A 260-nucleotide genomic window follows, 5' to 3' on the forward strand; every position below is an offset into this window, starting at 1 on the left:
ACTCCAACTTATTGATAGTGTTTTATGTTCAGATAATGCCCGATGACTTTGTCATGCAGCTCCACCGATTTTGAGAACGACAGCGACTTCCGTCCCAGCCGTGCCAGGTGCTGCCTCAGATTCAGGTTATGCCGCTCAATTCGCTGCGTATATCGCTTGCTGATTACGTGCAGCTTTCCCTTCAGGCGGGATTCATACAGCGGCCAGCCATCCGTCATCCATATCACCACGTCAAAGGGTGACAGCAGGCTCATAAGACG

Annotated in this window: 1 protein-coding gene; it reads right to left on the minus strand. The window is 51.2% G+C overall.

Features of this window, described 5'->3' with window-relative positions; all coding sequences use genetic code 11:
• Nucleotides 1–8: 8 nt before the first annotated feature.
• Nucleotides 9–260: IS1 family transposase (locus HII27_RS26945; protein WP_000306783.1), on the minus strand; the 252-nt coding region annotated here is incomplete at its 5' end.

Source organism: Kluyvera sichuanensis (assembly GCF_014218705.1).
Classification (GTDB): Bacteria; Pseudomonadota; Gammaproteobacteria; order Enterobacterales; family Enterobacteriaceae; genus Kluyvera; species Kluyvera sichuanensis.